This window comes from Psychrobacter sp. LFX-11D, assembly GCF_904846475.1.
GTDB classification, from domain to species: Bacteria; Pseudomonadota; Gammaproteobacteria; order Pseudomonadales; family Moraxellaceae; genus Psychrobacter; species Psychrobacter cryohalolentis.
The window spans coordinates 67,290-94,015 of record NZ_CAJHAV010000001.1 but is presented as its reverse complement, the minus strand read 5'-3'; the positions used below and the strand labels follow the sequence as shown (position 1 = coordinate 94,015).

Here is a 26,726-nt window from a genome sequence, read left to right as displayed (position 1 = left end):
GAGAAGATACGGTAAAATAATAGCCAATTTAAACAATGAAACATTAATAAGTTTCAGCGCTAACTTTTGTTTGTTTTAAATGTGTTTTACTGGTTATCATAACATGATTTTATTTTATATAACTGAGTGCTCACTGTCACCCAAAGTGTTAGAAGACTCTTAAAAAGACAGACAGCATAAGTCATTTTGGCGATGAACTAGCGACTGAGTGCTGCAACGATGTTGTTCACTGGCTATGGTTGATCAGTGGTTTTAATAGCTAGCATGATAGCTCGATGAAGTCCTTAAGTGACGTCGCAAGTCATAATCGTATTCAGATGATTCTGAGTTTGCAGTGTGTGGTTTAGCGTATAGTGTAATTAGCGTATTCAAGTTAACTTACCGTATTGAGATAGATGCTCAATAGGTGACAAACTAAGCTGCAGTCAGTAAAAATACTCTATAAACTAAGATAAAAGTACTCTTTATTAATCATGAATTAAAATGCCAAGCCGTGCTATAAGTTAATAGCATAGCCACTCACAAAAATTATAAAAATCACTTGGATGAGGGATAAGATGCCAATCGACATATCTAAATCGAAAATCACCATAGCTACCATGCAGCGCTTGCTTCAACGCAGCACCTTGGCAATCGCTGTCGCTACTACCATGGTTGTTGGTATTAATCTCAACACTATGCCAAGTGCGCAAGCTGCTGTCACCACAGCGGATTTTTCAGGATTGGTACAGCAAGTCACGCCAGCGGTGGCACGCGTCAATGTGACCAAAACTGTGAGTGAGGCTGAGCTTGCAAAAGCCCAAACGGCTGAGCTGTTACGGAAATTCTTTGGTGATCGCCTACGTATCCCTGATCAAGCCGCGACGCCAGCGATTGAGCATGCATATGGCACGGGTTTTTTTGTGACCGATGATGGTTATATGCTGACCAATCACCATGTAGTGGCGGGCGCAGACAAAATTACAGTGACTCTCAATGACAGAACTGAGCTGGATGCGACCTTAGTTGGCAGCGATGAGCGCTCGGATGTGGCAGTATTAAAGGTCACAGGCAAAAAATTCCCAGCGCTACCGATTGGTGATTCTAGTAGCCTAAAAGTCGGTGAACCAGTACTGGCCATTGGCTCGCCATTTGGTTTCGATTATTCAGCATCAGCAGGTATTGTCAGTGCCAAATCACGTAACTTTTCGCGTGAAACCAGTGTGCCATTTATTCAAACCGATGTGGCATTGAATCCTGGTAACTCAGGCGGACCTTTATTTAACCAGCGCGGTGAAGTGATTGGCATTAACTCACGTATTTTTAGTGGCACCGGTGGTTATATGGGATTGTCGTTCTCCATCCCGATTGATGCGGCAATGGATGTTTATGAGCAGCTCAAAACCAATGGGAAGGTTGAGCGTGCTTATTTAGGTATTTATCCGCAAGATATCGATCGCAATCTCGCCGAAGCCTATAACCTAGCGCGTCCGCAAGGGGCGTTACTGACACGCGTGTCGCCTGATTCACCTGCCCAAAAAGCAGGACTAAAATCAGGGGATATTATTTTACGCTACAATGATGTCCAAATTATGGAAGCCTCTGATTTATTGAACCTGATTAATCGCGCGCGTCCCAATGATGGCTTTCGCATGCAAATCCAGCGTAATGGTAAGCAATCGCTTGTCACTGGCAAGCTGAGTGATGCCTCAAATGACATGCAATCACAAAGCCGTGGTCAGCAAAATAACGAGATAAGTCTGGGCTTAGCCTTACGTAATTTGACCCCAGAGGAACAAGCAGAGCTGGCTTCTGATAATAAAACTGGTGTCTTGGTCACAGCGATTGAACCAACTGGATTGGCAGCACGCTCAGGCATATTAGCAGGCGATATCATTACCAACCTACATCAAAAACCGATTAAAACCGTTAATGATGTTTCGAGTGCGGTGTCGGTATTGCCTAAAAAGGGAGTGGTGACGATCGAAGTTATGCGTCAAGGTATCCCCGGTATTATTGGATTACGGATAGAGTAGTTAAAGATATTGCTATTACTTGTGGCACAAAAGGACATAAGCGTTTGTTTGCTTGTATCGGCTAGCCAACGATGTGTTGACGATTGGTTAAAAGGCTTAAAAAGGTTTTATCGACCCTTGGCAATTACGCTAAACTGACGGTTTGGTTTAAAAGTTAGATTTTATCCATTTTACTGTATATTAATGGCGCAATGAGATTGAAGCAGCTGGGCAATTATTTTCAGAATGGCTTGCTTTGGCATTAATTGATTGATAGCGGTCAATCCAAAATATGCTACACTAGCAGGCGTTTTCATAGCGAGATAATCATCCTATTAATGTCAGATAAAATGGCGTCAAGGACGGTATAAGACATACAAACATTCAGTATTAACCTCGAGCAAGATCTTACCAATGATGTTTATGAGCATGCATATTATTTATAGTATCCATGCAGCTATTTGACAATGAATACTTCAAAATATGCATTGGTACTTGCAAACGACCTATCATGTGATAGCTTTAATCAAAGCTAGGATACGAGAGTAAGGCACAGTTATGAGCACAGCATACGACGATATTAAAACCCGACTACAAGGCTCAATGGTAGCTTTGATAACGCCCATGCTTCGTGACGGCACGGTCGATTATAAACGTCTGGCAGACCTCATAGATTGGCAGATTGAACAAGGCACACATTGCCTTGTCGCTGTTGGTACCACTGGCGAATCTGCAACCTTGTCAATGCAAGAGCACAGTGATGTCATTCGCTATTTTGTACAGCATGTTAAAGGTCGTGTGCCGGTGATTGCAGGTACTGGTGCGAACAATACGGTGGAAGCTATTAAGCTGACCCAAGATGCCGCAGATGCCGGTGCAGATTGTGCATTATTGGTCGCCCCTTATTATAACAAGCCGCCACAAGAAGGCTTATATCAACATTACAAAGCCATTGCTGAAGCTGTTAATATCCCGCAAATGCTGTATAACGTCCCTGGACGCACCGTCGTTGATATCGCGCAAGAAACAGTCGAGCGTTTAGCGGATATCGATAATATCGTTTCTATCAAAGACGCGACAGGTTCTGTTGCTCGCGGTGAACAATTAATAAAAGCAGTTGGCGATCGTCTTGTTGTCTTGTCTGGTGATGATGGTAGTGCCCTTGAGCTGATGAAATTTGGTGGTAAAGGGAATATCTCTGTGACTGCCAACGTCGCACCAAAAGCGATGAGTGAAACCTTTACAGCAGCCTTGCGCGGTGATTTCGATACCGCCAATCAAGTACATGATATCGTTAAACATTTACATCGTGACTTGTTTATCGAATCAAGCCCTATTCCAGCCAAGTACGCTTTGCACAAAATGGGTATGATAGATCAAGGCATTCGCCTGCCGCTGGTATGGCTAGCCGAGCAACATCACGCGACGATTGATAGTGCTTTGGTTCGTGCAAACTTATTATAAAATGATGCGTGTAAATGCTAACTCAGAGAGATAATATGATGAAAGTATCATCAATGACTGCAAAAATATTCCCTGCTGTAATGACGGTCGTGTTGGGTAGTACGTTAGTATTAAGCGGCTGCCAAGCGACAAAAGAATTTATTGGTAAGCGTGACAATGGTAGCCTAGAGTATCAGCAAAGTAAAAAGTTGGCGCCGCTACAGCTGCCAGCTGCTCAAGAGACTGCACCCTTTGTACCGCTTTACCCAACCCCTAATGCAGGCGCCAATACGCTCACATTACAGAACGAGTCTGGTAAACAGTACCAGCTACCAAAACCGCAACGCGCTGTTGCGAGTCGTACTGAATAAAGTCTTTTTTAACCTTATCTATGCCGCTGATGCTTTTATCAATACCAATGTATCTCATTGGTTTTATAAGTTATCAGCGGTCGCTGCGCGTTTTTACCACATAAGCTTGAACGAACAGGAAACCTCCTAATGCAAAAGCAAGAACTGCTCTATAAAGGCAAAGCCAAATCTGTGTATGAAACAGAAGACAACGACCTGCTGATTTTACATTTCCGTGATGACACCTCAGCGCTTGATGGTAAGCGTATTGAACAGCTTGCACGCAAAGGCGTGGTTAATAATCGCTTTAACGCGTTTATTATGCAAAAGCTTGCTGACGCTGGTATCGAGACGCATTTTGAAAAGCAATTGTCTGATGATGAAGTGTTGGTCAAGCGTTTAGATATGATTCCGGTTGAATGCGTTGTACGTAACTTTGCTGCGGGCAGTTTGGTACGTCGTTTAGGGTTGGAAGAAGGTCAGGCTTTGACGCCACCGACTTACGAGCTGTTCTATAAAGATGATGCGCTTGGCGATCCGATGGTTAATGAGTCAATCTCAATTTCTCTTGGCTGGGCAAATGAAGCACAGCTTGTTAAAATGAAAGAGCTGAGTCATCAAGTAAATGAAGTTTTGACAGCGCTGTTTGATGCTGGTGATTTGATACTAGTAGATTTCAAACTAGAGTTTGGTGTATTTCATGACCGTATCGTCTTAGGTGATGAGTTCTCACCAGATGGTTGCCGCATTTGGGATAAAGCCACTAAGAAGAAGCTCGATAAAGACCGCTTCCGTCAGTCATTAGGTGATGTCATCGAAGCTTATGAAGAAGTGGCAAGCCGTATCGGTGTACCACTGAGCTAAATGTAGAAAAATTAAAACCGTTAAAACATAAAAAAACTGAGCCATGGCTCAGTTTTTTTTGCACTTAAATTTATTAGCTGTCTTTGCGAGCGTCTTTGATTTTCTTAGCAGCAAACTCCATGGCATCTGCCGCTTTATCTGCTAATGTACCGACCACTTCTTTTGCCTTTGTAGTAGCAGTATCAGCTAAAGAAGAGTCTTTATCGCCCTTACTTTTAGCATTTTTATCTGAAGACTTACTATCTTTACTATCGTCTTTATCTGATGCTTTGTTATCTTTGTTGTCTTTGTTGTCTTTGTTGTCTTTGTTGTCTTTGTTGTCTTTGTTGTCTTTGTTGTCTTTGTTGTCTTTGTTGTCTTTGTTGTCTTTGTTGTCTTTGTTGTCTTTGTTGTCTTTGTTGTCTGAGCTATTATTTGAATTCTTACTGTCAGAACCTTTATCAGTATTCTGATCTTTAGTGTCATTGGCAGTGTTGTTGTCTTTCACATCATTTTTTTTGTCTTCTGCTTTATCACTACCATTTTGCTGCTTATTGCCTTGGCTATTAGAGTTACTCATTGTTGTATCCTTTTAATTTAATTATGTTTTTTAGTGTGGTATATCTGGGATCAAGATTACTATTATATTGAGTTAACTGTCTGTATAACATCAGTTGCAATAAGTAATGGTGGTCGCTATCAGACAGCCTTTGATGGCTTTTTATGTTAAATTTATGCTGCTGTGATAATAGAGTGTAAATACAAACCCTTATAAAAAGGTTATAACTGATGTTAGCGACTCAAGTTGTATCGAGTATTGTGGAGCCATCTTGGTTTGCCCGTCCCACTTGCGTGGTGGCTGCCGACTTAATTGGCAAGGTGTTGTGTCGAGAGCTGACAGACAGCGATGGTCAACAAAAAATCTTGCGTATGCGTATCTCAGAGACAGAAGCTTATATTGGCGAAGGGGATGCTGCGTGTCATGCGCATGCAGGCACACGTACGCCGCGTACAGAGATTATGTACCATATAGGCGGTGTTTTTTATGTATACCTGACTTATGGTATTCATCATATGCTCAATTTGGTCAGTGGACCAACAGAGTCGCCAGAAGCTGTTTTAATACGTGCTGGATTTTTAATAGAGGATAGCGCTCGCTTAATGAATGAGCAATTATTAGACGTTAACAAACAACTTAATCATATCAAACAGCTGGCAGGTCCTGGCAAGCTGACCAAGGGCTTACAGATAGATAGAACGTTATACGGTAAGCCAATCACGCCTGCTTCAAAAGTTTGGGTAGAGGATGACGGTTGTCAGCCACTAGTATCATTACGCCCCCGTATCGGCATTGATTATGCTGGCGACGCAAAAGAGTGGTTGCTGCGTTATATATGGACTGATCACCCTTCTTTATCAAAAAAGTAGAAAATTTTTTATAGTTTTAACTTAATTTTCAAGTATTTGATGAGGCGATTAATTTAATAAGGTTACTATTTAATGAGGCTAATATTTAATGAGGTTAAGACATGTATAAACTCACCTTTTTTGTACCAGACTCAGTATTAGAGCAGGTAAAGTCAGCGCTATTTGCAGCAGGTGCTGGCAAAATTGGCGATTATGAGCAGTGTTGTTGGCAAGTGCAGGGGATAGGGCAATTCATGCCACTCGTAGGTAGCACGCCACATATTGGTACACAGGACAGTTTAGAGAAAGTCGATGAATGGCGGGTAGAGATGGTGGTTGCGAAGGTTAATATTGGTGATGTCATTATCGCATTAAAGCAGGCGCATCCTTATGAAACACCTGCTTATGATGTGATTGAAGTCTTAGATTTTTGATCATAGTTTTCAATGCTTCTTAAAACAGACTATTAGTCTTCTTTTATTTTTAAGACATTATAGCCGGGATAGCCAAGCTCGATTTTATAATCTTCACCACCGCGGTATGCTTTTACTTTTATTTTGTTGTCGCCTTTTTTGTATTTAACGTCTTCAACACGGTAACCCATGCTACGGACTTTATTTGCTGCTCTTTGCTCGATAGCAGGACGGTAAATATCTTTATCAACGTTATTGATAGTTTCCTTATGTTTCTTATAGGCGCTACTGTCTTTATAAATATCTTCATAAAGGTCGCCATAAGGGTTATATCCAGGTGTCGTAACACAACCTGTGGTTATCGTTAATAGCACTGCTGCCATACTGCCCGCTGCTGTGGTTTTTAATAAAGAATTAATGTTCATAAGATGATCTCAGTGATGATATGAAAATTGCGTATGAAACGACGATAAATAGATAGTATACGATAAACAAGAAAAAGCGATAAAAAATGGTCAAATAAACCAAGGGCTGGCTTATTTGACCGCGGACATCAAATACTAAATGATGCCAAAATTTGATAAATAATAGAACCAATAAATGTTATTCGGATGCTATGGCTTTAATATTAATCTTTTTTAATCTTGATTACATTCAAGTTTGGATAGCCAAGTGTAATCTCATACTCTTGTGAGCCGCGTTTGGCTTCAATCTCAAACACGCCACGCTTATTTTTCTGTTCAAACTCTATATCTTTGACTCGATAACCCATACCCTCAACTTTATTGATAGCACGGCGTTTAATCGCTGGATAACGTGATTCGTTTTTGATGCTATCTTCATTTTTATAATGTTTATCTTTGTATTTGCCATTATCTTTATAGTCGTTTTTATCATCCCAGACATTAGACCAAGGTTTTTTGATCGAGCTGATCAGCCTGAGATCTGGTGAGCTATATTTTAGTTCATACGCTTGATTATTTTTCTTAGCAAGAACCGTCAGCACACGGTTACCGCGGTAGCTCTCTGTTCTGACGTCCATCACGTTATAACCTTTACGGCGTAAATCCTGACGCAGCTGCTGAATGGCACGGTTGTTTTCAGCGTGGTTATAACCGCTGTTGTCATTGTATATCGGATAATTGTCATAACCTGAACCGGCGACAGCGCAGCCAGCAGTAACGCCGACGAGTGAAAATGCAAGTGAGGCAGAAAGGACAGTTTTAAACGAGAAAGGTTTTAACGTTTTCATGATGGAATCTCCTAAGATATAAGTTGACTTAAAAAGTGCTTATATACAGTTGCAAAATTTTGTCAATATATAATGCAGAATAACGCTAACAATCATGAATAATACGCAAAATATGCTTATAAACTATGGATGTTTGTTCTTAATTATCGTTATTCTTGAAATATTTTCTTACATACACATAGTAAGACTTAAAGCTCATTAATACGTGTCGTTGGTGTTAAGAAGTTGTAAATTTTGCAAATAATTGCGTAAGCGTTCGATACTTTGAGTGACTAAGGTGTTGCTTAGAACAGCGAATATCGCTAACACTTAAGTGGTCTATATTAATTTTTTCTAGCTTAAAAATAGATATTTATATTAAAAGCTATTAATATCATATAGTTAATCCTATTAACTTTCTGAATTTAAACTGACGTAAGCATATGCTTACACGCAATGACGTTTACGCGACTTAACAGTAGCTCAATAATTTGACACTATACACACACGGCATAAGGGAATGTGACTCAAGGATTGAGTTGACCGTATTAAGGATAATATTTCAACGGCTAGCATCAGGATGATAATAGCAATTGGATTAAGGACACATAACCCGTGTTGCAGGCAGATAATGCCACTAGTAGTAAAAAGGGCAGGATGCCCAACTGTCACAATATGCTCAATATCTTGCAAGGATGCAGCGATTAGAGCCGTGGTGGGTAACAAGGATAGTTAACAATAAAACCGCATAACAATTAATTGCTATGCGGTTTTATCGTGTCTGAGGTTTGAGGTTTGAGGTTTGAGGTTTGAGGTTTGAGGTTTGTTCCTGATAAGTATCTGCTGATACACTGAGCATAAAAAAACCGCATTAGTTTCTAATGCGGTTTTCGTTTAAATAATCTGCCTACAAAAATTTTATCTTAATCCTTCTTACAAGCATCACTATTTACTAGTATTTATTTTCAGTACGCCATGCATCTACTTCACGCTCAGCATCATCTTTACTATGACCATAACGCTCTTGTACTTTACCAACGAGCTTATCACGGCTACCTTCAACATGTAATAAATCGTCATCAGTAAGGTCAGCCCATTTCTGCTTTGCTGAGCCTTTTACTTGGTTCCACTCACCTTTTAGAGTATGTTCATTCATTGCTATTTTCCTTGTTTTAGTTATTGCGTCTTTTACAGTAGCTGTTATTTAAAAGTTAAATCAACAGGTTGCATCACGCTTTAGTATCCGACTTATTATTTATGATTCTTATTGCTAGTACATGGCTGTTAAATAGCTTATTTCTTATATAGCGCATTTTAAATCATTTAACTACGTTACAAATAGCCAATGGCTAACTTGTGCTACTAATATATGAATTTCAAAATGCTTTGTCTGTATGGACAATGTTGATACTGTTGCTCAATTATAAAAAAAATCATGACTATGTTATGAGCAGTCTAGTTATGTAATCATTAGGATGTTTTGTCAGTGAGGTACGTAACTAAGGTGCATAACTACAGTGCACACATTTGACTATGAGTTACAGCATTAGCGAGATATAGTAGAGAATAGACTGTCAGTAATCACAGTCTTAAAAAGGAATTCAGTATCGATTTATTGAGAATGATAATATAAAACAGGGAGCGCGACCGTGGCGACTGAACAAACCAAATCCAAAGAGCAGACGCATTTTAGAACCTGTACTCTGTGTGAGGCAATGTGTGGTATCGAGATAAAGCACGATGGAAAAAAGGTTTTATCGATTAAAGGGGATAAGAGCGATCCATTTTCTAAAGGGTATATTTGCCCAAAAGCGACTGCCTTGCAAGATTTGCATGAGGATCCTGACCGCCTGCGTCATCCTGTTGAAAGAACGGCTAAAGGCTGGAAAGAAATTAGCTGGACTGAAGCGTTAGATAAAGTCGCAGCTGGTATTGGTGCAGTGCAAAAACAACATGGCAAAAATGCTTTTGGTGTTTATTTGGGCAATCCCAACGTACACAATCTGGGTGGCATGCTAACGATTAAGTATCTGCTAAACAGCCTCAAAACGCGCAGTCGCTTCTCTGCCACTTCAGTCGACCAATTACCGCACCATATCGTTAGCATGCATTTATTCGGGCATATGCTGCGTATTCCTGTGCCTGATGTCAACCGTACTAATTATATGCTCATCATCGGTGGCAATCCGCTAGCGTCTAACGGTAGTATCATGACGGCACCAAATATGCGTCAAAAATTAAAAGACGTTAAAGCACGTGGTGGCAAAGTCGTCGTCATCGATCCAAGACGTACTGAAACCGCTGATATCGCAAGCGAGCATCACTTTATTCGTCCAGCGACTGACGTGTTGCTATTATTAGCGATGCTCAATGAGATTTATTTGCAAGGCTATGCTGATAAAGCTAGCACCAATAATAGAGCGGCAGCACTCGCGCCAGAAATCGGGCAACTGGCAGATTTTGCCAAAGACTATAGTGCAGAGTCAGTTGCCGCTATTACGGGCATAGCTGCGGTTGACATCAAGCGACTGGTCACAGAATTTTGTGAAGCAAAAAGCTCGGTTTGCTATGGTCGGATGGGTATATCAGTGCAGGAATTCGGTTTATTAAGCCAGTATTTGTCTATGGTTATTAATATCGTGACGGGGCGCTTGGACGAAGTGGGTGGTTTGATGTTCCCGAATGCTGCAGTCGATGTGGTGAATAATTCTGGTCCGGGGTATTTGGGTAAGCGTCATAGTCGCGTCAGCAAGCTACCTGACTTTAATGGCGAATATCCGGTGGTTGCCATGAGTGATGAGATGTTGGTTACAGGTAAAGGTCAATTAAAAGGCTTTATGACGGTAGCAGGTAATCCTGTCTTGAGTACACCCAATGGCGAAAAATTAGATCAAGCCTTTGAACAGTTAGATTTTATGGTCGCCATTGATTATTTTGTTAATGAAACCAGTCGCCATGCTAATATTATTTTGCCACCAGTCTCACCTTTAGAGCGCGACCATTACGATGTTACCTTTAATAATTTTGCCGTACATAACGTCGCTAAATATTCAAAAGCGTTGTTTCGTAAAAATAAGCACGCCAAGCATGATTGGCAAATCTATCTAGAGCTGGCAAAGCGCTTGGATAAAAAAGCGTCTTTAGTAACCAAAGCCGAACGGTTGTTAATAGAGAGATTAGGACCAAAATTCATACTCGATCAAGGATTGCGGCGTGGACCTTATGCTGGCATGACACTGAACAAGCTCAAGAAAAATGCTCATGGTCTTGATTTAGGACCGCTTAAAACCATGCTGCCGCAAGCGTTAAAGCATAAAGATAAGCAGATTCATCTGAATGTCGATTTTTATCAAGCAGATCTTGCCCGCGTGCAAGCAATGATGCAAAATTATGATGACAGCGAGATCTTATTGATAGGTCGTCGCCATGTCCGCAGTAATAATTCGTGGCTGCATAACAGCTATCGCTTGGTAAAAGGTAAGCCGCGCTGTACGCTCATGCTGCATCCAGATACTGCTGCGCAATATGGTATTGAGGATGGTCAAGACGTGAAAGTCACCTCGCGCGTCGGTAGCGTGATTGTTGCAGCAGAAGTTACTGATGAGTTGATGCCAAATGTAGTGAGTATTCCGCATGGTTTTGGACATGGTCGCAAAGGCGTTAAGCAAAAAATCGCTCAAGCGCATGCAGGCGTCAGTGTGAATGATCTGACAGATGATACGTTGATTGATGAGTTAAGCGGTAATGCGGCTGTAAATGGCGTCCCTGTGCAATTGCAAGCTATACATGCAGAAGCTGCTGAGTCAGACAGTTCGAACTCTTCGTCACATTCAAAAGCTGAGTCGGGTAGCGCTGCATAAATGCAATCAGTAGTATAGTTAAAGTTGGACTCGAAAGCGCTTATTTATAATGATAAGCGCTTTTTATTTACCTTATTAATTTGTCTTAGACTAAATCTAGATACCGATAAAATCAAAATCAACCTCAGGTATCTCACCCTGTATCAATAAGCTAATTGCTTTAGCCGAACCACATGCATGCGTCCAGCCAAGCGTGCCATGACCAGTATTGAGCCATAAATTATCAAAAGTGGCGTCAATATTTCGACTACCATGTCGGACTTTACCCATATGCGCGCGCCCTATTAATGGGACATTTGAGGGCGTCATTGGTCGTAACCCTGTCCAATATTGTACAGAGTTGGCAATGATGCCTTTAGGAAATAACTGCTGCACGCGGCGAGTAATGGCTTCACAGCGTACGGTATTCAAATCTAAGTTGTAGCCATTAAATTCTGCTGTCCCTGCCACTCGCAATTTATCACCAAGACGTGAAGTGACCAGCTTAAACTCATCATCAATGAGACTGACAAAGGGTGCTAGATGTGGGGCGCGGGGGTTGATTTGATAAGTGGCCGAGTAGCCTTTGGCAGGGAAAATAGGCAGATGCATACTAAGAGGTTTCATCAAAGTGACGCTATGGCTACCAAGCGCCAGTACATGGCTATCTGCACTAAAGGTTTGTGCATTTTCGCCATTAGGTCGAATGGTAATGCTATGTACGTGCGGACGCGCAGAGTCAGCATCCATATTAATCGCCAAGATCTCAGTATCGTATAAAAACTTAACGCCAGCCTTTATACAGTGCTTAGCTAAACGCTGAGTAAATAGATGGGCATTGCCTGATTCGTCACGGCTAGTATATGTCGCGCCTTTGAGCTTATGCGCAATGGGGTAGAGTGCTGGCTCGAGACTAACGGCATTATTGATGTCAATCACATAACGCTCGCAGCCGAGCGCCTGCATACGCTCTGTAGGCGCTATTGCAGCATCAAACTCCGCTTGATTGGTATAAAAATGCATAATACCGCGCGTTTGCTGCTCGTAATTAATCCCAATATCCGTGCGTAATTGTTGTAAAGCATCGCGTGAGTACAATCCCAAACGTACCATTTGTACTAAATTTGCATCAGTACGATCTGCGCGGCACTCTTGCAAAAACTGCATCGCCCATTTAATTTGCGTCTTATCCGCACGCAATCGATAAAGCAACGGTGCATCCTCGCGAAACAACCATTTGAATGCTTTTATCGGTGCAGTAGGATTTGCCCAAGGGGTCGCATGCGAGACTGATATCTGTCCGCCATTGGCAAATGAGGTTTGCATACCTGCCGCTGACTCACGCTCAATCACGGTCACATCATAGCCTGCTTGGCGGAGATACCATGCGGTGGTCACGCCCACCACGCCTGCTCCGAGTACCGCAATATGGGTCATAGATTACTCTGCTGCGATTGATGAAATTAAATGAGAGCGTTGTTATCTGGTATTACTTAGGGCGAGCAACATCCGCTTGTAGCGCCAATGGTAAGTCCAATATGGTCAGACTACTTTCAGCCAACTGTTCTGGACGAGCCACGACCAATGCCTCAAAGCCTTCACTAGTAGTAATCGCATTGACGACTTGTACTTTATCCAGTTTTTCACCAGCGGCAGGAGTTGTACCTGAGCCTTTTAAATTTGTTCCTTTTACATAGTGCAAAAACGCTTTCGGCGCTGATTTAAAGTAAATACGGGCGATGACTTCTTGACCCAAATAACAGCCTTTATCGTAATCCATGCCGCCGCGCTGATGCAGACGCAACTCTTGTGGTTGGAATTCGCCTTGCGTTGCCGCTACTATCCAATAGTTACCAGTTGCGATACTAGACTGCATCCAAGCTTGAATATTCTTAGATGTATTGTGGTCGTCCTGATGGCTAAAAGTCGGCACTTCATCAATAACACAAGGATAAATAGGTGTCGGGGCACTAGTATCAAACTTTGAAAAGGCACCGAATTTTTTTAAATGTCCTTGGAAAGCCTCAGCGCAATCTGCACTGATGACCATGTCAAAATGCTTTTCCGCTTGTTTTTTAATCCAAATACCGAATTCTATGCGACCTTTTAAATTCCCAATGGCTGCGGCTTGATAGCTAAGTCCAAGCTTAGTGACATCACAAGTTAATTGTCCTTGCAAAAATTTTTCGGCATCCTCACCTTGGATAGATAATTGGGAAAACTGTGGTAACGTCGCCGCATTGATAGATTGAGTCATTGTTATTATCCTTCTAAAAAGAGGTTTTTTATAAAGCACTAAATGTTAAGAATAAGTATCAAAAAATGATAGCTCAGATTTTTATGCCAAGATAAATAATTATAAAATCAGATGAGGCTAAGAAGAGTACCACAAAAAACACCCTCATAAAAAACGTCATCGTTAAGATAGCTATCAAGCGTTAGATTGGGCACAGCCAGCGGTTTTCAAGCGTACAAATTGGTTAAAGAGCGCGAGTTACGGTACAATGTGAGCTCTGGAATAAACCTAATATATGATGGCTGCCGAGGGAATTATGAGCTTACCAAATTGTCCGAAATGTGATGCTGAATATACGTATGAAGATGGCGCGCTGCTGGTATGCCCGATGTGCGCTCATGAATGGACAGTGGCAGAAACCGATGTAGCACAATCTGAAGATCAAGACGCGGTCATTCGCGATGCCGTTGGTAATGAGCTGCAAGACGGCGATGCCGTGACCGTGATTAAAGATTTGAAAGTCAAAGGCTCTTCAACCGTCATCAAAGTAGGAACAAAAGCAAAAAGTATTCGTCTATTGCCAGATGCGACCGATGGTCATGATATTGATTGTAAGCTTGATGGATATGGTCCGATGAAACTTAAATCATCGGTAGTTAAAAAAGCTTAAGCAACACGTTTATTGTGAAAAAAATAATACAAATTACTGAATAGATAATCCCTAAGTATAAAATCACTAAATAAAAAACGATTAAGTAGAGAATAACTATGAGCACTAAAAACGAACAACTATTCGCGCAAGCACGTAAGCATATCCCTGGCGGTGTAAATTCACCTGTCCGAGCTTTTGCTGGTGTCGGTGGCACACCAATATTTATGCACCGTGCCAATGGTAGCAAAATCTACGATACCGAAGACAATGCTTATATTGATTATGTCGGCTCTTGGGGTCCGATGATTTTGGGTCATGCCCATCCAAAAGTTATTGATGCGGTCAAAAAAGCGGCTGATGATGGTTTGAGCTTTGGTACGCCAACGCCATTTGAGACCACCGTTGCCGATAAAATTTGCGAAATCGTCCCGAGTGTTGAGATGATTCGTATGACCAGCTCAGGCACGGAAGCGACGATGAGTGCGATTCGTTTGGCACGTGGTTATACTCAGCGTGACAAAATCGTCAAATTTGAAGGCTGCTACCATGGTCATTCAGACAGCCTACTAGTAAAAGCAGGCTCAGGCATGCTTGATATTGGTGAGCCAACCTCAAAAGGTGTACCAGCAGATTTTGCCAAGCATACTATTACGATTCCATATAACAATCCGCAAGCGATTAAAGACTGTTTTGAGAAATGGAGTGAGGAAATTGCCTGCGTTATCTTAGAGCCTATCGCTGGTAACATGAATATGGTCATTCCAAGCCAAGAATTCCATGATACCTTGCGTGCAGAATGTACTGCCAATGGCGCAGTATTGATTTTTGATGAAGTCATGACGGGCTTTCGTGTTGGACTTGGCGGTGCGCAAGCGCACTTCGGTATCGACCCTGATTTAACCTGCTTTGGTAAAATCATCGGTGCCGGATTGCCAGTTGGTGCTTTTGGTGGCAAAAAAGAAGTCATGTCTTGCATCGCGCCACTTGGCGGTGTCTATCAAGCGGGTACGTTATCCGGTAATCCGCTGGCGATGCGCGCCGGTATCGCCATGTTTGAGGATTTAACTGCTGACGGCTTCTATGATGAGCTATCAGCGAAAGTAGATCATTTGGTTGATGGCTTCCAAGCGGCTGCTGACAAGCATGGCATCAATATGCGCACCAATAAATTGGGCGGTATGTTTGGTATGTTCTTTGTCAAAGACAGTGCGACGACTGTACCTCAAAACTTTGATGAAGTGACTGAGTGTGATATGGAGTTATTTAATACCTTCTTCCACGGTATGCTTGATCGTGGTATTTATCTGGCACCGTCTGCTTATGAAGCAGGCTTTATGTCTATCAAGCATAGTAACGAAGATATTGAGGCGACTATTAAAGCCGCTGATGAAATATTTGCAGAAATGGCAAAAGCGTAACACAGCAGTTTTAGGCGTTTAAAAAAACCAGCATAGTGACAAGATTACTGTGCTGGTTTTTTATAAATAATAAAGGCAGTTGTATTTACCGCACTTTATCAAACTTACGGTCTCTCAGACTCAAATTACCGCGCAGCACATCCGCATACATACGAAAATCACTAGCAAAGCTTTTCAAAGGAAATTTAAAAGAGGCGGGTTTATTCTTTTCAAAGAAAAAATGTCCGACCCAAGCGCAAGCGTATCCTGCGGCAATACCTTTAATTAAGGGTTTTGCTGAGCGATTCTTAACAGATTTTGCCAGTCCAATTAATCCAAAGCTACTGCCTGCAAAATGCAATCTACGGCAAGCCATATTTTGATGCTCATCAAGATAAAAGTTATAAAATGACGGTTTGTCTGAGCTATCCATTTTTATCAGATTGTTATGGCTGTCTTTTTCAGCAGTAATTTCTTTAGTTTGTGACGTTTGCGTAGGGGTGTTATTCATTGATTTGGCTTCCTTATAGGTTATGTCTCATCTATCCGTAATGAGGCTTTTCAGTAGAATGAAATAGCTTGATACCATAAAGCTCATAGGTAAGTACTTGTTCTCTATTATAATATAGACAATAGTGGTGGTAGCAAGCCAATATTGAACAAATAATGGCTAAGGGTAGAAGATGTTTTTTGCTTCACAAAGTATCTATCTTATTTTTAGCCGCTGTTTAGCGGTTGTCTTCGCTTACTTGCCAGCGTTTGGCATAAATGTTTTAATGGCAAAACTTGCCATCATTTATGTGATTATTATCTTTTTTATATATGGTAGTCCTTACTTTAATCCAACTTACTTTCTATTTTAAAAGCCTAAACCCTTTTAATTATCTTTTGATCTGACACGGTAACGACCTTACTTATGCCCAAAGACAACCTAAAAAATCCACCACTCGCAGAAGATGAACTGATGGCAGCCATTGATATTGGCTCCAATAGTTTTCATTTAGCCATTGCTCGCCTCGATCATGGTGAAGTGCGAAAAGTGGTGTCTATGTCTGAAAAAGTTCAGTTAGCTGCAGGACTGGATGAGCATAATATTTTGGGTGCAGCAGCGGAGCAGCGCGGTTTAGACTGTCTCAGCCGCTTTGTGGCGCGTCTAGATTCGGTGCCTCCTGAGCGTATTCGTATTGTTGCGACCAACGCCTTACGCCAAGCCAAAAATGCCAATGATTTTATCAGCCGTGCCAATAAAATCTTACCCAAGCCTATTGAGATTATCGCGGGACGAGAAGAAGCGCGTTTGATTTATCTAGGTGTCTCGCATACCAATGCCAGTAGTGACAAGCGTCTGGTTATCGATATTGGTGGCGGCTCAACAGAGTTTATTATTGGTCAAGAGTTTGATCCATTATTGACCGAGAGCTTACAGATGGGCTGTGTTGCCTTTACGCAGAAGTATTTTGCTGATGGGCAAATTACCAAAGAGGCCTTTAACAACGCCATATCGGCTGCGCGCAAAGAAGTGCTGGCGATCAATGGGCGCTACCAAAAAGTAGGCTGGAGCAGCGCCATCGGATCGAGTGGTACTATTAAAGCGGTACGTAACGTCCTTGTTTCAAAAGGCTGGGCAGACGAGCAAGAGCGCATCACTTATAAAGGTGTTAAAAAATTAGAAAGATTATTGCTTAAAATTGGCAACGTTGATGACATTGATTTAGAAGGCGTCAAAGAGCACCGTAAAGCCGTATTTCCAGCGGGCGTTGCGGTATTACGAGCAGTCATGAAGGTGTTGGGCGTAGATGCTATTACTTACTCAGATGGCGCGCTACGCGAAGGTGTCATGTACGATATGCTTGGACGATTTGCCAGTGAAGACGTACGTGACCGCAGTGTATTGGCACTGATTAAGCGCTATTCAGGCGATAAAAAGCAGGCTAAGCAAGTAGTCAAAACCAGTCGCCACCTTTTTGGGCAAGTGCAAACTAAACTTGGACTCAGTACGGAAGATGGCGATCTACTCAGGCGAGCTGCATTTTTACATGAGATAGGACTGGCGATTGCTCATAGTAGCTATCACAAACACAGTGCGTATTTGATGGAACATTCTGATATTCCAGGGTTTTCACAAGTCGACCAAAAACGTATGGCACAGCTGATGTTAAATCATCGCCGTAAGCTCAAAGCAGATATGTTAGAGCAGACGTGTACTATCGGCGGTGATCAGCTCGTTTATCTGTGCTTGCTGCTACGTTTGGCAGTACTGGCACATCACAGTCGCAGTGATTATGAATTACCAACATTAGAATTAAAAGTAGATGATGACAATCATTGGCAAATCATGGTTGGTGATAGTAGCGAACACTATGCTTTCTTATTGTCTGATTTGCAGACTGAAATAGAACAATTTGCCAAATGGGGCGTCAAACTAAGCGTCATTGAGGTTTAATTTTTTATCAGCTGAAACTGTTAATAGATTACTTGATTAATGCGGTTAGAAATAACATAACAAAAGCGGTGTTGTCGGTAATGTTATGGCATATAAGATGTGCTATTATAGTTTTTATTGAGTTTACAACTGTACTTTCATTATCCTAAAACCGATAACGATGCCAGTATTAATCTAACCATATTGAACATAGCTCTATTGAGTATAACTAAGAAAGGGAAGCGTCTATGAGTACCGTCTGGGATAGCGTTCAGCTTGCACGGCATGCCAAACGTCCATTGTTTATGGACTATGTAAATCAGCTGTTTACCGAATTTGATGAGTTGCACGGCGACCGCGCTTTTGCTGATGACAAGGCAATCCTTGGTGGACTTGCACGCCTAAACGGTATGCCGGTGATGGTTGTTGGTCAACATCGTGGTCGCAGCACACGTGAGCGTATTGAGCATAACTTTGGTATGGCAAACCCTGAGGGCTATCGAAAAATCATTCGTTTGGTCAAAATGGCTGAGCGCTTTAATATTCCGGTTATGACCTTTGTCGATACCCAAGGAGCTTATCCGGGTATTGGTGCGGAAGAGCGGGGACAAGCACAAGCCATTGCTGAAAGCATTGCTGTGTTTTCTAGTTTAAAAGTGCCTATCATCGTCACCATTATTGGTGAAGGCGGCTCAGGTGGCGCATTGGCGATTGGCGTTGGTGATAAAGTGAATATGCTACAAAATAGTATTTATTCAGTCATCTCTCCTGAAGGCTGCGCTTCTATTCTATGGAAAACTGCCGAAAAAGCGCAAGATGCCAGTGAAGCCTTAAAGTTAAATGCTATCAATCTGTATCAAATGGGCTTGATTGATGCGGTCATCGACGAAGGTGAAGGTGCTCATATTCAGCCACAGCCAGTAATGACGGCATTAAAAGCTCTATTGGTTGAGCAATTGGATGAGCTGAAAGATTTAGATACCCATACGCGTTGTGAACTACGTTATGAGAAATTCAAATCGTTTAACTCAGAAGTCATGTTGCCTTGCTAGTATGTCCTGTGTCTAAATAGTTGACAATCAGCTTTTAGCACTAGAGGCTTACGCTTAATGTTAAAATAAAAACGTGTCATGTTATGGCGCGTTTTTTTGTGTCAATTAATTCATATACTAACTAATGAGATAAGGTCAATGATGAGCAGCAGTGCAATCCTACCACATCCTATTGAGCCAATAGCTGAACTGCCGATTAACGATAATTTGGCAAAGGCATTATTGACCAGTATGGCTGAGTATGGCGAGCAGCTACAGGGTCGGCGAATTTGGCTGGCCTGTAGTGGTGGGCGTGATTCATTGGCACTGGCAGCACTATGTGTGCAACTCTATCAGCAAGGTCGACTGCCATTTTTACCGCAACTATTGCATGTCAGCCATGGCTTGCAAGCGGATAGCGCTATTTGGGCTGCGCATGTTGCTAACTGGGCAAAGGCTCAAAAGATACCATACACTATTTTGCAGGCACACGTAAATGGACATGATGAGCAAGCCGCACGCCAAGCACGTTATGATGTGATGCGTGCGCAACTCAATCAAGATGATGTATTACTATTAGCCCATCATGCTGATGACCAAGCTGAAACTGTGTTGATGCGATTGATTCAGGGCGCAGGAGTAAATGGTCTGTCGGGTATGCATCCGTGGCGTGTACAAACGCAGGACGCCCATCGCATCATATTATGGCGACCTTGGCTCACTATACAGCGCGCCAGTATTAGTGCCTATGCTCAGCGCCTAAAGCTGCCTTATATTGATGATCCCACCAATGATGGCGGTGATAACGTCCGTAGTGGACTGCGCCGTGACATCATGCCAGTATTGGCAAAATACAATCCTAACGTCATTGATAACATAGCGCGTAGCGCGCAGCTACTAAGCGATGCGCAATTAACGGTTAATGCACAAGCGGCAAAAGATTTACAGTGGACGGAGGTAGCATCATTACAGCTGCCACCTGCCCAGCGCGCGCTAAATATAGATAAATTGCAAAAACTACCACTTTATCGCCAACGACAACTATTGCATTATTGGCTTGGTCAAGATGAGCCATTACCGCCTGCTAAGCAGCTTGTCGATAACGTATTGAGCTTAAGCCAGCGTGATGATCATGATCATCAAACGGAATTGTTTTGGCAAGGACGCGAACAGTCATATACTATTCGCCGTTATCGTCAGCAGCTTTATCGTCTAAGTAGCGACTGGCTCAAATGGTTAGAGTTGCCGCTTGCCGAACAGACGCAGAGCTTGTTGACTCATACTGAGTCTAATCTTATCGGGGCAGATGTTCATACAACTGGAAGACAACCCGTTCCAATTAATCTACGCAATGATGATAAATTCACTTGGCAATTACAGATTCTGCCAAATGAAGTAATGCGACTATTAGAAAGCTATAAAGTAGAAAGCGATAAAGATAAGCTTAGGATTACCTTTGCGCCATTAGATCGTAATCAGCGTGTGCAAACCGCATTGGCGTCGCGTCCACAATCGGGCAAAAAGCTCTATCAAACCTTAGGTATTCCATCATGGATGCGTGAGAGTTTGGTAGTCGTTAGCGTGACTTTGATAAATAAAGAAAGTAGTGAAAACGAGCTTTTAGAGAACGATTGCCCGATAGAACAACCTATTTTATTATTATCACCTTTTCATAGCTGGGTGTTGGATGCTGAGCAGGCGAATATTAATGTAGATGTAAAACAGCTTGCCGCATTTATCGACAGTCATTTAATTGTGCATTAAACCTGTTAAATAATAAATATGCGACGTTCTATAGTGATGATTACTTAAACAGCAACTCCATTACTGAGCCTTTGAATTTCCCGAACAGCGCCAGTAGCAGTATGGTAAACTGACTGTCATTTTACCTATCATTATGTTAGTTTGAATACCTTTGGTTTTTTGAATAGGAGACATGTATGTCAGTATTAGATAATAAGAAAATCAGCTTTATCGGTGGCGGAAATATGGCGCAGGCTTTGATTAGCGGGCTTGTTAGCTGCGGTGTCAAACCGAGTCTGATTACCGTTGCTGATCCGAGTAGCGAGGCGCGCGAGCAATTGGCTGCTAAAGGATTGAATACGGTTGATCCAACTGCTGATGCAAAAGCTGCCGTTATCGATGCTGACATTGTGGTACTGGCGGTCAAACCGCAAGTGATGAAAGCGGTGGTCAGTAGCTTTTCGGATATCTTAGACAAACAGCTGGTGATTTCAGTGGCAGCAGGTTTGTCGACTGAGCTTTTATCTGACATGTTGGGTGGGTATGACAATATCGTCCGCGCGATGCCAAATACACCTGCGATGATTCAAATGGGCGCAACGGGTCTGTACGGTACTGATAATATTTCTGCTGAACAGAAGCAATTGGCAACGGCGGTCATGGAAGCATCAGGATTGGTCATGTGGGTCGATAATGAAGAACACATGCATGCGGTAACTGCTGTATCAGGGTCAGCTCCAGCGTATATGTTTTACTTCATTGAATCCATGATTGACGGTGCAGTGGCTTTAGGTTTGGATAAAGAGCAGGCTTCAGCGCTCGCTATGCAAACCATGTTGGGCGCGGCAAAAATGGCAATGGGTAGCGAAGATGCGCCAAGCGAGCTACGTCGTAAAGTGACCTCACCAAACGGCACAACCCAAGCCGCCATTGAATCAATGCAAGCCAATGACATTGGTCGTCAAATTGGTGAAGCCATGCAAGCGTGCTACGATCGCAGCCAAGCCTTGAGTGAAGAGATGAGCAAATAATCATCTTTATAATAGAGGTAGTATTTTATAAAATGCTGCCTCTGACTGGTTATAATAAATGCCTGATAATGACATTCGTCATCCTAAAACCTGTTAATAATGTCACATTGAGTAGCGCTTCATGAACAACATGTTATTGCAAATTTTTGATTTGGTCACCACCTTCGCCATGATGTTGGTGTTTATTCGTTTTATGCTGCAGTTTGCAGGGATGGATGCCAGCAATCCTATGATTGCGCCTGCCTATAAAGCGACCCATATCGTCGATGTCTTTGGACGTATTTTTCCAACCGTTGCACAAGGTCGTATTAGTATCGCTGCCATCGTCCTGATGTTTTTGATTCGTCTGATTGATATCGCAGGAAAAGCAGCATTAACACATAAGGGTATTGCGCCAGTCCCATTGTTTTTTACCGGTACTATCAGCTTGGTTTTAGACTTTTTACGCATGTGCCGCTACTTGGTGATAGGTTCTATCATCGTTAGCTGGATTGTGGTTTTTACACAGTCTCAGCATCCGCTTATCGGTATTATTGTAAATTTAGCAGAACCTATTTTGGCACCGTTTCGTCGTATTACGCCAAACTTAGGGATGATTGACCTATCACCGATGATTGCCTTTTTCGCCTTTTACCTACTCGAAATCTTTATCGGTGGTTTGGCATCAAGCTTTATGCCGATGTTAGGTTAAGCCAGTTAAGTTAAAAAGATTTTCGGGATAATAAAATTTCAAATAAAAAAGGCGCTCTATACAAGATAGAGCGCCTTTTTTATGTTCGTTATTTAGATAAAATTATACGATAAATACTAAGTGCTAAAAGCGCATAAAGCGGTTGGGTATCAATTGCGCTTTAGCATCCTCAGGGTGCGGTGCATCAGCGGCACGCAGCGTTTTGGTAATCCAGCTATCCGCCGTTTTTACCGCCTCGATAAGCGCATCACCCATCGCTAAGCGCCCAGCGATAAAGCTCGCTAGTGAACAGCCAGAGCCGTGAAATTCGCCTTTTAGGCGTGGTAAGAGACTTTTATGTACCATCTCGCCTTTTATGTATAAATACTGCTCAATATCACCGCTATCGAAGTCGTGTGAGGTTTTGACCAGTACTGCATGAGTGCCTTGTGCACATAGCTTCTGAGCACCTATATGTAAGTCTTGTTCAGCACTCAAGGCGCGCAGCTCATGAGTGTTAGGGGTAATCAAGGTGGCATAGGGTAGCAGCTGTCTAAAGGCGCTGACTAGCGTCTGCTCATCGCCTAAGCTACCACCACTGTTGGCAACCAATACTGGGTCCAATACAAAAGGAGTGCCCTTAACAATAATCTCGTCAGCAAATAACTGGGTGAGCATAGTGATATTATCAGTCGTACCAAGCATACCTGACTTAATGACACTGACAGACAAGTCATTAAGTACAGCGCTGGCTTGATCTTTAACTAAATTTGCCGCGCACGCATCAAAGCCAAATACCTGTTGCGAGTTTTGTATGGTAATAGCCGTACAAGCGATAGCAGCATGAGCGCCTGCTTGACCGATGGCTTCTATATCCGCTTGTAATCCAGCACCACCTGAGGGGTCTAAGCCTGAAAAGCACAATACGACTGGTCGCATAACACATCCTTTGATATCTTTTATAATAAGTGGTAAATACTATAGCCATCTACTGTCAAAAAAGCCATAAAGACCGATAAATCGATAATTATGCAAAAAGCATGATTAAAAGGACAGACAATGCTTGCAATTCGTTTTGGCTTTGCTATAATACTCGCCCACGGCATAAGACGTATTGTTAGCATCAATACTATGTTTAAAGAGGTGTTTTTATAAAAAATACTTTGATAAGTGTCTTAAATCGTTAGGTGAAGTGGGTGAGTGGCTGAAACCAGTTCCCTGCTAAGGAACCATACGTGTAAGCGTATCGAGGGTTCGAATCCCTCCTTCACCGCCATTTATTCGTTGTTATTAGAGTAATCACGCAAAAACAGCGTTAATTATCTTCTGTTTTGTTAAAACAAAAATTAATTTGATTTTAATAAAAAAAGATGTTGACACAAGCGAAATTATCTATATAATGACCAACCTAATTTGCTGTAATTGTTATTAACAAAGCAGTAAATGATGTGTAAAGTACGCGCTTGTAGCTCAGTTGGATAGAGCACTTGGCTACGAACTAAGGGGTCGGGAGTTCGAATCTCTCCAAGCGCACCATTTTACATCATCGCTTATTTACTAAATCAATCGCCTGTCTTATGACAATTTGGCGGTTTTTTTACGTCTGCGATTTCTTCATATCCAAGCGACTATCCTGAGTATAGTGTACGATAAGTGCCTGAATTACGGTACAATAGCGCTATTATTCATTGCTTGCTATGAGCTGGTACCATGTCAAAGAGTTTATCTAAACGCCCGTCTAAATCCGCTGCTAAAGCCAAAAAATCTGCACCTCATACCTCTGAGGTTGAAGAGCTAGCGATTGCTAAACCCAGCACCCGCATGGCAGCGATTCTTTATGATGGTATGCTGATTTTAGCATTATTATTTTTGGTAGGGACGGTCCTGACGGTGATTGGCACCTTGTTGACGATGGAGACGGGTAGCGAGTCGTCACAAGCTCAATCACTGCCAACATGGTATCAAAACGTTATTATGACACCCTCTTTTATCCTGACGTTGGTAGGGTTTTATGGGTTGTTCTGGCGTCGCGGTGGGCAGACATTAGGTATGCAGACTTGGCGGCTTAAAACCGTTAATAACAGCGGTCATCTGCTCACGTGGGGGCAATCCTTTAAGCGTGTTCTAGCAGCCAGTATCATGCCACTTATATTTGGCCTCATTGGTAGTGCCATCGGTGGCTCGCGTGCTATTTTATTGACCAGTGTCTTTCTGGGCTTTGTTTTCAATTATGCTTTTTGCCTATTCAACTCACGTGGTCTCGCAGTGCAAGATATGCTATCTAATACCATTACCTTAAAAATGCCAAAAACAGAGAATGAAGGACTATGGCGAGTGATTAGAAACCGCAAGCGAGGAAAATAAACCGCATTATCATTGCCATAGTCTGTCAACATATTTTAAACCTTACATGTTGGCTGTTTGCATCAACCATAAAGTATAGCCGACAAAGAATAAGACCAAAGTCGAGCCAGAAGCGCGACCGAATGGACGCTTACTCATAAAGGCAAAAACCGCCATAGCTACCAGTAAGAGCGTGACCAGACCCATCGCCAATATATCACGTGATAAGATAATTGGACTGACTGTGATTGGCGCTATAAGCGCTGCGAGACCAACAACGCCCAAGGTGTTAAATATATTAGAGCCAATAATATTACCCAGTGCCATGTCGTGCTCACCTTTACGCGCGGCTGATAAGCTTGCGACCAATTCAGGCAGCGAGGTTCCAATAGCAACAATAGTCAGACCGATAATCAGCTCGCTCAATCCCCAAAACGTTGCCAGCTCAACGGCGCCCCAGACGATGGCTTGCGAGCTTGCTACCAGCATTGATAAGCCAATGACTAAACTGCCTAAACCGCGCATCAAGTTAGGATGGTTGTCCTCTGTACCGCTCAAATTTTCTGTGGTAGCTTCTTCATCATTTGATTTGCTTTCACGTAAACTAAGAATGATCTGAATTCCCAACACAATAACCAATGATGCCAATAGAACCAGACCATCAGTTAGGCTTAATAGCCCGTCACGAAGCTGCCACGCTGCCAATGCAGTGATGACTACCAGTATTGGCAGATCGCGCTTGATGACACCTTTATGAATGATAATAGGGCTAATGAGTACCGTTGCACCCAAGACCAAAGCAATATTGATGATATTAGAGCCATACGCATTACCCAGTGCGAGTTCAGGGCTGCCTTCCAATGCTGCCAATGCAGACACGACCATCTCAGGGGCAGATGTGCCTACTCCTAATATGATAACGCCAATTAAGAAGCTGGGCGCATTAAACTTTTTTGCCAATGCTGTTGCAGCATCAATGAAGACATCGGCACTCCAAACAAGAATCGCAAGACCAATCAATATTGCAATAACTGCCAACCACATTTAGACAACTCCTTCGTTAGAGATAAAAAACAGATATTGGATTTTGAGCAAGCTTATGTCATATAAAAATGGCATAAAAAAAAGCTGAATCACAATCTGGATTCAGCTTCGATATAAGTACAAGTATTTTAATGGGATTTTGACAGAAATGGCAACCGTGTGACCACGTATTTACTCATGGTTTATGTAACAAGCTCTTAAATGATTTTCTTAGGCCACTTGTACTGGAATAATATTTGCGGTGTCTTTAACCGTGTTGTCTTCGTTGCAATAGACCAGTCTTGGCTGATACGTTGACGCTTCAACTTCATCAAAATGTGCATAGGCACAGATGATAACGATATCGCCTAGGTCTGCCATATGAGCCGCTGCACCGTTTAAGGAGATAATACCAGAGCCCGCTTCAGCGCGAATAGCATAGGTGCGAAAGCGTTTGCCATTGGTGACGTTATAGATGTCGATAGATTCGTTTTCACGCAGACCGGCAAGGTCTAACAAATCACCGTCGATACCGCATGAGCCTTCATAGTGAAGTTCGGCATGAGTAACACGGGCACGATGTAATTTGCACTTGAGCATATTAAGTAGCATAGATTGCTTCCTTAGTGTAACGGATATAAATGAGTCAAATCAAAAC

Annotated in this window: 25 protein-coding genes and 2 tRNA genes; 17 read left to right on the top strand and 10 right to left on the bottom strand. The window is 42.3% G+C overall.

Annotated features, from left to right (window positions below; all coding sequences use genetic code 11):
* Nucleotides 1-557: 557 nt before the first annotated feature.
* The 4 genes from JMX75_RS00430 (at nt 558) to purC (ending at nt 4,651) form a co-directional block, all read left to right on the top strand.
* On the top strand, nt 558-2,015 hold the full coding sequence (locus tag JMX75_RS00430; RefSeq protein ID WP_133103914.1) for a Do family serine endopeptidase: 1,458 nt from the start codon (nt 558-560) through the stop codon (nt 2,013-2,015).
* A gap of 537 nt (nt 2,016-2,552) precedes the next feature.
* Nucleotides 2,553-3,458, top strand: coding sequence for a 4-hydroxy-tetrahydrodipicolinate synthase (dapA, locus tag JMX75_RS00425; protein WP_133103913.1), 906 nt, complete (start codon nt 2,553-2,555; stop codon nt 3,456-3,458).
* A 14-nt stretch (nt 3,459-3,472) separates the two neighbouring features.
* On the top strand, nt 3,473-3,808 hold the full coding sequence (locus JMX75_RS00420; RefSeq protein ID WP_020442535.1) for a hypothetical protein: 336 nt from the start codon (nt 3,473-3,475) through the stop codon (nt 3,806-3,808).
* A gap of 129 nt (nt 3,809-3,937) precedes the next feature.
* Entirely contained in the window at nt 3,938-4,651 is a 714-nt protein-coding gene (gene purC, locus JMX75_RS00415) for a phosphoribosylaminoimidazolesuccinocarboxamide synthase (protein WP_133103911.1), read from the top strand.
* A gap of 73 nt (nt 4,652-4,724) precedes the next feature.
* Here the strand turns inward: purC and JMX75_RS00410 are convergent, their stop codons facing one another.
* Complete coding sequence (locus JMX75_RS00410; RefSeq protein ID WP_201530535.1) at nt 4,725-5,210, bottom strand: hypothetical protein; 486 nt, start codon at nt 5,208-5,210, stop codon at nt 4,725-4,727.
* Nucleotides 5,211-5,419: 209 nt separating this feature from the next.
* Between JMX75_RS00410 and JMX75_RS00405 the strand changes: the two genes are divergently transcribed.
* Complete coding sequence (locus tag JMX75_RS00405) at nt 5,420-6,058, top strand: DNA-3-methyladenine glycosylase (RefSeq protein WP_201530534.1); 639 nt, start codon at nt 5,420-5,422, stop codon at nt 6,056-6,058.
* Nucleotides 6,059-6,159: 101 nt separating this feature from the next.
* A complete protein-coding gene (locus JMX75_RS00400) occupies nt 6,160-6,471 on the top strand; it encodes an NGG1p interacting factor NIF3 (protein ID WP_201530533.1) in 312 nt (103 codons plus the stop codon).
* 32 nt (nt 6,472-6,503) lie between these two features.
* Here JMX75_RS00400 and JMX75_RS00395 read toward each other — a convergent pair whose 3' ends face one another.
* From JMX75_RS00395 to JMX75_RS00385, 3 genes are all read right to left on the bottom strand, one after another.
* Entirely contained in the window at nt 6,504-6,875 is a 372-nt protein-coding gene (locus tag JMX75_RS00395) for a hypothetical protein (protein WP_201530532.1), read from the bottom strand.
* Nucleotides 6,876-7,078: 203 nt separating this feature from the next.
* Nucleotides 7,079-7,702, bottom strand: coding sequence for a hypothetical protein (locus JMX75_RS00390; RefSeq protein WP_201530531.1), 624 nt, complete (start codon nt 7,700-7,702; stop codon nt 7,079-7,081).
* Nucleotides 7,703-8,633: 931 nt separating this feature from the next.
* Nucleotides 8,634-8,837 (bottom strand): CsbD family protein, encoded by a 204-nt coding sequence (locus JMX75_RS00385; protein WP_011512540.1) that lies wholly within the window; start codon nt 8,835-8,837, stop codon nt 8,634-8,636.
* Between the two features lie 493 nt (nt 8,838-9,330).
* Here JMX75_RS00385 and JMX75_RS00380 point away from each other — a divergent pair, with 493 nt between their 5' ends.
* A complete protein-coding gene (locus JMX75_RS00380) occupies nt 9,331-11,541 on the top strand; it encodes a molybdopterin oxidoreductase family protein (RefSeq protein ID WP_201530530.1) in 2,211 nt (736 codons plus the stop codon).
* Between the two features lie 96 nt (nt 11,542-11,637).
* Here the strand turns inward: JMX75_RS00380 and JMX75_RS00375 are convergent, their stop codons facing one another.
* Nucleotides 11,638-12,957 carry a D-amino acid dehydrogenase gene (locus JMX75_RS00375; RefSeq protein ID WP_201530529.1) on the bottom strand — a complete coding sequence of 440 codons (1,320 nt, stop codon included), beginning with the start codon at nt 12,955-12,957 and terminating at the stop codon, nt 11,638-11,640.
* Between the two features lie 52 nt (nt 12,958-13,009).
* Nucleotides 13,010-13,777, bottom strand: a complete 768-nt coding sequence (locus JMX75_RS00370; RefSeq protein ID WP_201530528.1) for a YgfZ/GcvT domain-containing protein — start codon at nt 13,775-13,777, stop codon at nt 13,010-13,012.
* A gap of 295 nt (nt 13,778-14,072) precedes the next feature.
* On the opposite strand from JMX75_RS00370, the gene JMX75_RS00365 reads away from it, so the two are divergent.
* Together JMX75_RS00365 and hemL are read left to right on the top strand one after the other, a co-directional pair.
* On the top strand, nt 14,073-14,426 hold the full coding sequence (locus JMX75_RS00365; RefSeq protein WP_011512544.1) for a zinc ribbon domain-containing protein YjdM: 354 nt from the start codon (nt 14,073-14,075) through the stop codon (nt 14,424-14,426).
* Between the two features lie 98 nt (nt 14,427-14,524).
* A complete protein-coding gene (hemL, locus tag JMX75_RS00360; RefSeq protein ID WP_201530527.1) occupies nt 14,525-15,826 on the top strand; it encodes a glutamate-1-semialdehyde 2,1-aminomutase in 1,302 nt (433 codons plus the stop codon).
* Between the two features lie 85 nt (nt 15,827-15,911).
* On the opposite strand, the gene JMX75_RS00355 is transcribed toward hemL, so the two are convergent.
* Nucleotides 15,912-16,316 carry a DUF962 domain-containing protein gene (locus tag JMX75_RS00355; protein WP_201530526.1) on the bottom strand — a complete coding sequence of 135 codons (405 nt, stop codon included), beginning with the start codon at nt 16,314-16,316 and terminating at the stop codon, nt 15,912-15,914.
* A 405-nt stretch (nt 16,317-16,721) separates the two neighbouring features.
* Here JMX75_RS00355 and ppx point away from each other — a divergent pair, with 405 nt between their 5' ends.
* The 5 genes from ppx to JMX75_RS00330 all read left to right on the top strand — a co-directional run bounded on the left by ppx (nt 16,722) and on the right by JMX75_RS00330 (nt 22,723).
* Entirely contained in the window at nt 16,722-18,248 is a 1,527-nt protein-coding gene (ppx, locus tag JMX75_RS00350) for an exopolyphosphatase (RefSeq protein WP_133103900.1), read from the top strand.
* Between the two features lie 227 nt (nt 18,249-18,475).
* Nucleotides 18,476-19,279: an acetyl-CoA carboxylase carboxyltransferase subunit alpha gene (locus tag JMX75_RS00345; protein ID WP_011512548.1), complete on the top strand. Its 804-nt coding sequence runs from the start codon at nt 18,476-18,478 to the stop codon at nt 19,277-19,279.
* Nucleotides 19,280-19,420: 141 nt separating this feature from the next.
* Nucleotides 19,421-21,022 (top strand): tRNA lysidine(34) synthetase TilS, encoded by a 1,602-nt coding sequence (tilS, locus tag JMX75_RS00340; RefSeq protein ID WP_201530525.1) that lies wholly within the window; start codon nt 19,421-19,423, stop codon nt 21,020-21,022.
* Between the two features lie 176 nt (nt 21,023-21,198).
* Entirely contained in the window at nt 21,199-22,032 is an 834-nt protein-coding gene (proC, locus tag JMX75_RS00335; RefSeq protein WP_201530524.1) for a pyrroline-5-carboxylate reductase, read from the top strand.
* Between the two features lie 121 nt (nt 22,033-22,153).
* On the top strand, nt 22,154-22,723 hold the full coding sequence (locus JMX75_RS00330) for a YggT family protein (protein WP_011512552.1): 570 nt from the start codon (nt 22,154-22,156) through the stop codon (nt 22,721-22,723).
* A gap of 123 nt (nt 22,724-22,846) precedes the next feature.
* Here the strand turns inward: JMX75_RS00330 and JMX75_RS00325 are convergent, their stop codons facing one another.
* Complete coding sequence (locus tag JMX75_RS00325; RefSeq protein WP_201530523.1) at nt 22,847-23,641, bottom strand: hydroxymethylpyrimidine/phosphomethylpyrimidine kinase; 795 nt, start codon at nt 23,639-23,641, stop codon at nt 22,847-22,849.
* A gap of 247 nt (nt 23,642-23,888) precedes the next feature.
* Between JMX75_RS00325 and JMX75_RS00320 the strand changes: the two genes are divergently transcribed.
* The 3 genes from JMX75_RS00320 to JMX75_RS00310 all read left to right on the top strand — a co-directional run bounded on the left by JMX75_RS00320 (nt 23,889) and on the right by JMX75_RS00310 (nt 25,066).
* Nucleotides 23,889-23,978 (top strand) — tRNA-Ser (locus JMX75_RS00320).
* Nucleotides 23,979-24,161: 183 nt separating this feature from the next.
* Nucleotides 24,162-24,238 (top strand) — tRNA-Arg (locus JMX75_RS00315).
* Nucleotides 24,239-24,412: 174 nt separating this feature from the next.
* Nucleotides 24,413-25,066, top strand: coding sequence for an RDD family protein (locus tag JMX75_RS00310; protein ID WP_201530522.1), 654 nt, complete (start codon nt 24,413-24,415; stop codon nt 25,064-25,066).
* A gap of 42 nt (nt 25,067-25,108) precedes the next feature.
* Here JMX75_RS00310 and JMX75_RS00305 read toward each other — a convergent pair whose 3' ends face one another.
* Both JMX75_RS00305 and panD read right to left on the bottom strand, forming a co-directional pair.
* Entirely contained in the window at nt 25,109-26,089 is a 981-nt protein-coding gene (locus JMX75_RS00305) for a calcium/sodium antiporter (RefSeq protein ID WP_201530521.1), read from the bottom strand.
* 210 nt (nt 26,090-26,299) lie between these two features.
* On the bottom strand, nt 26,300-26,680 hold the full coding sequence (gene panD / locus JMX75_RS00300; protein WP_011279481.1) for an aspartate 1-decarboxylase: 381 nt from the start codon (nt 26,678-26,680) through the stop codon (nt 26,300-26,302).
* Nucleotides 26,681-26,726 lie beyond the last annotated feature (46 nt).